The organism is Arthrobacter sp. P1_A5 (assembly GCF_056406825.1).
Map to the genome: position 1 here is coordinate 1 of NZ_JBFTZL010000219.1, position 5,404 is coordinate 5,404.

The window sequence follows — 5,404 nt, forward strand, 5'->3', positions numbered from 1 at the left end:
GATCACACTCGACCTGTTCTTCATCATGCTCGGCGGCGGCGCCCTCGCCGGGCTGGTGGCGGACTTCGCCGGCGCCGATCCGTGGCTGCAGATTATCGCCTTCTGCGTGGTGTCCCTGCTCATGATCGGCTTCGTCCGGCCGGTGGCCCTCAAGCATCTCCACCGGGGACCGGCGGATCAGCGCACCAACATTGAACGCCTCATCGGCGAATCCGCCGTCGTCATGGAGGCTGTGAGCGAAAACGGCGGGCTCGTCAAGATTGGCGGGGACGTCTGGAGTGCGCGGTCCGAATCGGGAGTGCTGGCGCCCGGACAGCAGGCTGTGGTCAGTGCCATCGAAGGGGCCACCGCGATCGTGGCCCCGCAACCGGAATCCGCCGTCCAATAAGGGGCGCTGTCCGGCGGGCACTGCTGTCCGCCGGTGCGGCGCTGCCGGCGCGAGACTAAAACAAAACAACTGGGGAATAGGTGATGTATGAATATCGCAGTCGCAATTGTGCTGCTGGTACTAATTGTGTTTGTAATTATTGTGCTGGTCCGGTCAGTCCGGATCATTCCACAGGCCCGTGCCGGCGTCGTTGAACGGCTGGGTAAATACCAACGCACCCTGAATCCCGGACTTACCCTGCTGATCCCGTTTGTGGACCGCTTGCTGCCATTGCTCGACCTGCGGGAGCAGGTGGTGTCCTTCCCGCCGCAGCCGGTCATCACCGAGGACAACCTGGTGGTCTCGATCGACACCGTGGTCTATTTCCAGGTCACGGACGCCCGGGCCGCCACCTACGAGATCGCCAACTACATCCAGGCAGTGGAACAGCTGACCACCACCACCCTGCGCAACGTGGTTGGCGGCCTCAACCTGGAGGAAGCGCTCACCTCGCGCGACCAGATCAATGGCCAGCTCCGCGGCGTCCTGGACGAGGCGACCGGTCGCTGGGGCATCCGTGTCTCCCGGGTCGAGCTCAAGGCGATCGATCCGCCCCACTCGATCCAGGACTCGATGGAAAAGCAGATGCGGGCCGAACGTGACCGCCGCGCCGCCATCCTGACGGCCGAGGGCACCAAGCAGTCCGCGATCCTCACCGCCGAAGGCCAGCGCCAGTCCTCCATCCTGAAGGCCGAAGGCGACGCGAAGGCGGCCATCCTGCGGGCCGACGGCGAGGCCCAGGCCATCCAGAAGGTCTTCGACGCGATCCACAAGGGCAACCCGGACCAGAAACTGCTGGCTTACCAGTACCTCCAGACCCTCCCGAAGATTGCCGAGGGATCCTCAAACAAGCTGTGGATCATTCCCAGCGAGGTTGGCGAGGCGCTCAAAGGGATCGGCAGCGTACTGGGTGCAGGCGCGGTGCAGGAGCAGACGGCCTCAACGCCGGACGTGGCTCCGTACTCACCGCCCGCCGCAGCCGACGGCCAAGGGAACCGGCCCTGAGCCTGCTCCCGCACTGGATCGGTCGGATCGGATAGCTCCGTCCTGGCCCCCGCGGACCGGCCATTTCGGCCGGCTGCGGGGGCCAGCCGGATTAAGCCCGGACCGGTCGGGTACAGGATACGCAGTTCATGCCGCGGGGCTACTCGCTTTACCGCGCCCGCACCACTCCCGTATACTTGAATATTTGTCCGGTCAGTTCAGCCGTCCGGAACAAAAACGCTCCGCACAGCGTTGATTCCAATGACGTTCCAAAGAGTTTTGTCCACTGGTGACTGTCATCTGGCCGGGCCACACCGGGCCAGTTACGGTACAGCGCGGTGCAACCAGAAGTCCGGCGCCTGACGGTCCCCGGACAACGCAGGGCTTGACCCTGCGAACCGAATAGAGGGAGAAAAGATGAGCGATCGCAGCCTGCGGGGTATGCGCCTTGGCGCACAGAGCATGGAGACCGAATCCGGCGTCGAACCGGCTCCGCGCCAGCGGGTTGAATACCGTTGCGAGGATGGCGAGCAGGTGTTCGTGACATTCTCCTCGGAAGCCGAAATCCCCCCGGTCTGGGTTTCGAAGACGGGCAAGGAGGCGTTGCTTGTGGATGGCGAACGCCCCGTCAACAGCAACGAGAAGGCAGTGCGCACGCACTGGGACATGCTGCTGGAGCGCCGCTCGCTTCCCGAACTTGAGCAGATCCTCGAAGATCGCCTCACCATCCTGCGCGAACGCCGCGGCGAACGCCGCTCGGCCTAGTCCCCAGCGCACCGGCTACGGCAAGGGCCGGGCCCGCATCATTCGATGCGGGCCCGGCCCTTTTCCTGTTCCTGCGCCTCCATGCTCTGCGGCTCCTCTGCGCCTCCTGCGGCTGCATCGCCTGGATGCGCACAGGAGCCGGGATACTGCGTCAGCCGGGGGTGAGGACGCAGAACTCGTTGCCCTCCGAGTCGGCGAGGCAGACCCAGGGCACATCGCCTTGGCCGACGTCGGCGTCAGTGGCGCCCAGAGTCCGCAGCCGGGCCACCTCCGCCGCCTGATCATCACCCGGGTACGGCATCAGGTCGAGATGGACACGGCCCCACACGGCAGGCACGCCGGGCGTACGAAGGAACTCAAGGTACGGCCCGACACCCTTGGCCGAACGCAGCCTCGCGTGATCGTCGTCCACCTCGTGCAGGGTCCAGTCCGTCGCCCCGGCCCAGAACCCGGCCATGGCCCGTGGGTCTGCACAGCTGACCACCACCGCGGCGATCGGCCCGGTGTCCTGGTAGATCGGGCGGGGCTCCAGCACGCGGAACAGGTTGCCCTCCGGGTCGGCCAGAACCGTCCACGGCTCAGCACCCTGGCCGACGTCGGCGGGCGTCGCGCCGAGCCCCAAGAGATGCGCCACCAGCTCCGCCTGGTGGGCCGCAGAGGTGGTGGCGAGATCGAGGCGCGCCCGGTACCCCACCGTCTCGGGGTCCGGGACGCTGACGACATCGACGCAGACGGCGGCGGGGTCCGGCCAGACGAAACCCAGGGGTTCAACATTGGTCACACCGGGTCCCTCGCTGGACACACCCCAGCCGAGTGCCTCCGCCCAAAACCGGCCGAGCGTTGAGTCATCCCGAGCCTTGAAATTCACCTGAACAAGTCGCAGCGCCATACCGCCCGACCCTATACCCCGGTGATGGCCGGACCGGGAGACACGCCTTAGGCGTCCTGCCTGCTGTCCTGCTTGCCCCGGAGCTTGTTCCAGCGGGCCGTGAGTCCCCATTTGGTGACGTTGATCATGGCTTCGACGACGATGTTGCCGCTCATCTTCGAAGCGCCGAGCTCGCGCTCCACGAAGGTAATGGGCCGTTCCACGATGGTCAGGCCGAGCTTGGCCACGCGCCAGGCAAGATCCACCTGGAAGCCATAGCCTACCGAGTCGACCGCATCCAGGTTCAGCTTCTCCAGCGTGGTCCGCCGGAAGGCGCGGAAGCCGCCAGTGACGTCCTTGATCCTTACTCCGAGCATGATCCGCGCGTACGTGCTGCCGACGCGGCTGATGGCCTGGCGGTAGAGCGGCCAGTTGACCACACGGCCGCCGGGAACCCAGCGGGAGCCCATGGCGAGGTCCGCGCCCTGCTCCACGGCCTCGATCAGCTGCGGCAGCTGCTCGGGCTGGTGCGAGCCGTCAGCGTCCATCTCCACCAGGATGTCGTAGCCGGCGTCCAGGCCCCACTTGAAGCCCGCGATGTACGCCGCTCCCAGGCCGGCCTTTCCGGCGCGGTGCAGGACGTGGACCTGTCCGTCTTCTGCGGCCATGCGGTCCGCCAGCTGCCCCGTGCCGTCAGGGCTGTTGTCGTCGACAACCAGCACGTCGGAGGCGGGCACGGCTGTGCGCAGGCGACCGAGGGTCTTGGGCAACGATTCCAGCTCGTTATAGGTCGGGATGATGGTGAGGACACGCACAGCGAGGCCTTTCCTTGAAGGGAGCGGTCGGTGCGCCGAAAGTCAATGGTTCCGGATATTCAGGCGCAACTTCCCATTATAGGGAGTTGCGCGCCCGTGGGGCGCCCGCGAGGCGGCCGTGCGGCCGCCCGGGCAGGTCCACCCGCTTCGGGCCAGTTCCGGCAGGCCACGAATTGCGGCGCCGGAACCGTTTTCTGCTGCGAAGTAGACCCGCCCCCTGGGGGTGCCCGTGGTCATGACCAAGTGAAGCTCCCGCGGGTGCGGCAACCTGGGAAGGACCGGGGACTGCCGGAGTCTGCGCGGTACGCAACCCTCCGTTGCCCCTCAATGCTACGGGGGCGGGCCGATCTGTCAACCGAGCCGTGACCTGCCGTTTCGTCTGTCGGCGCATTTCAGGGCGGGGTCGCGGGTGGAAATGTTTCCGCTCCGTCCGCTGGATGACGGGCCGGATCAGGCGCCAGGTGTTCAGGCGTGGAGGGCGCCGCTGGCATAGAGTTCCTGGCCGTCCCGTACCGTCAGGAGGCAGGCCGGATCGCTGCCGGTGTCGAGCGCCGGCAGCAGCGGGGTACGGGCGCGCGGGTCGGTGCTCCACGACTGCACGCGCCCGTCGGCCACCTGGACCATGAGCTCCTCGACCCCCCAGACCGCAAAGCTGGCCGGAGCGCCCGGCACCAGTTGCCCGGCCATGGGGTTGGGGTAGCGGGCTGCCCGCCAGCCGGCCCGCGTGTGGCCGAGGAACGCGGCGCGGGCGGAGATCTGTTCGGCGGGATTGGTGTGCTGCAGGCACGCGCGCACGCTGGACCACGGCCGGAGCGGCGTCACCGGACTGTCGCTGCCGAAGCAGATCGGCACACCGGCCGCGTAGAGGCTGCCAAAGGCATTCATTCCCAGCCGGCGGGAGCCGAGCCGCTGCTGGTACAGTCGGTCCCCGCCACCCCACAGGGCGTCGAAGACCGGCTGCGCGCTGACGCTGACCGAATAGCGGGCCAGCCGGCTGATGGCCGCGGCATCCGCGAGTTCGACGTGCTCGAACCGGTGCCCCGCGGCACGGACGCGCTGCTCCCCCACCTCAGCCGCGGCGAGGTCGAGGGCGTCGAGGGCCGCGTCCAGGCCGGCGTCGCCGATCACGTGGAAACCCGCCTGGATCCCCAGGAGGGAGCACGCCGCGAGGTGGGCGGCTGCCTCGGCCACGGAGAGGTACAGGCTGCCGCGCTCTCCGGGCGCGTCGGTGTAGTCCGCACGCAGGGCGGCAGTCCGTGAGCCGATCGAGCCGTCGATGTTCAGGTCGCCGGCCAGGCCCAGCACGGGCAGGCCCAATTCGTCCAGGATGGACTGGGCATGTTCGGCGGATCCGGCGAGCTCGCCCCAGTACGGCAGGATCTCCGGCACTGCCACGCCGTCCACCCCGTTCGGTCCGCCGCCGGAGGGGCTGTTCCAGGCCACCGCGAGCCGCAGGTCCTCGATGCTTCCGATATGCGGCGCGGCCATCTCGGCGAGGGCCACGTAGCCGTTGGCCGCTGCCTCGGCGAGGGCGCGCTGCTGGTA

At 67.7% G+C, this 5,404-nt stretch carries 6 protein-coding genes; 3 read left to right on the plus strand and 3 right to left on the minus strand.

What is annotated here, in order from left to right:
• The first annotated feature begins 1 nt into the window (after nt 1).
• From AC1D1S_RS18890 to AC1D1S_RS18900, 3 genes are all read left to right on the plus strand, one after another.
• Nucleotides 2-388 (plus strand): NfeD family protein, encoded by a 387-nt coding sequence (locus AC1D1S_RS18890; protein WP_476995184.1) that lies wholly within the window; start codon nt 2-4, stop codon nt 386-388.
• Nucleotides 389-475: 87 nt separating this feature from the next.
• On the plus strand, nt 476-1,432 hold the full coding sequence (locus tag AC1D1S_RS18895; RefSeq protein WP_028276337.1) for an SPFH domain-containing protein: 957 nt from the start codon (nt 476-478) through the stop codon (nt 1,430-1,432).
• 396 nt (nt 1,433-1,828) lie between these two features.
• A complete protein-coding gene (locus AC1D1S_RS18900) occupies nt 1,829-2,176 on the plus strand; it encodes an RNA polymerase-binding protein RbpA (RefSeq protein ID WP_026266329.1) in 348 nt (115 codons plus the stop codon).
• A gap of 151 nt (nt 2,177-2,327) precedes the next feature.
• On the opposite strand, the gene AC1D1S_RS18905 is transcribed toward AC1D1S_RS18900, so the two are convergent.
• From AC1D1S_RS18905 to AC1D1S_RS18915, 3 genes are all read right to left on the minus strand, one after another.
• On the minus strand, nt 2,328-3,065 hold the full coding sequence (locus AC1D1S_RS18905; RefSeq protein WP_476995185.1) for a VOC family protein: 738 nt from the start codon (nt 3,063-3,065) through the stop codon (nt 2,328-2,330).
• Nucleotides 3,066-3,112: 47 nt separating this feature from the next.
• Nucleotides 3,113-3,859: a polyprenol monophosphomannose synthase gene (locus AC1D1S_RS18910; RefSeq protein ID WP_028275587.1), complete on the minus strand. Its 747-nt coding sequence runs from the start codon at nt 3,857-3,859 to the stop codon at nt 3,113-3,115.
• A gap of 465 nt (nt 3,860-4,324) precedes the next feature.
• Nucleotides 4,325-5,404, minus strand: a 1,080-nt coding sequence (locus AC1D1S_RS18915; RefSeq protein ID WP_476995186.1) for an amidohydrolase family protein, incomplete at its 5' end; no start/stop codon positions are given.

What these genes read in the sequence shown, in the direction of transcription:
- AC1D1S_RS18895 (WP_028276337.1), top strand. Translation starts at nt 476, where the DNA reads ATGAATATCGCAGTCGCAATTGTGCTGCTGGTACTAATTGTGTTTGTA.
- AC1D1S_RS18900 (WP_026266329.1), top strand. Translation starts at nt 1,829, where the DNA reads ATGAGCGATCGCAGCCTGCGGGGTATGCGCCTTGGCGCACAGAGCATG.
- AC1D1S_RS18905 (WP_476995185.1), bottom strand. Translation starts at nt 3,065, where the DNA reads ATGGCGCTGCGACTTGTTCAGGTGAATTTCAAGGCTCGGGATGACTCA.